Genomic DNA, 247 nt, shown 5'->3' with positions numbered 1-247 from the left:
AACTGGCCCTTTTTTTGATTGCCTGAGGATAATTCATCAAAACGCGTAATAAGAAATTCGCCAAACTTAAAACCACGAACCATTGCATTAGGCCGTAGGCCACAGACAGTACTAACAGATAAATTTATAATTTTATTGGCAGTTAAAAAATCTGTTAAAGCAATACGATCTGTAGCAATAGCGACATGATTATCTAGTTCTTTAAGTTTTTCCCCTGCAGATAAAAATGTGCAACTTTGCGGCTTTT

At 35.6% G+C, this 247-nt stretch carries 1 pseudogene; it reads right to left on the bottom strand.

Annotated elements, in window-relative coordinates:
• Positions 1 to 247 (bottom strand): annotated as a pseudogene (locus tag CWB76_RS20150) (ABC transporter ATP-binding protein); the annotation flags it as partial.

This window comes from Pseudoalteromonas sp. S1609, assembly GCF_005887255.1.
Lineage (GTDB): Bacteria > Pseudomonadota > Gammaproteobacteria > Enterobacterales > Alteromonadaceae > Pseudoalteromonas.
The sequence above is the reverse complement of the archived record's forward strand: the minus strand, read 5'-3'. Positions and strand labels throughout refer to the sequence as shown.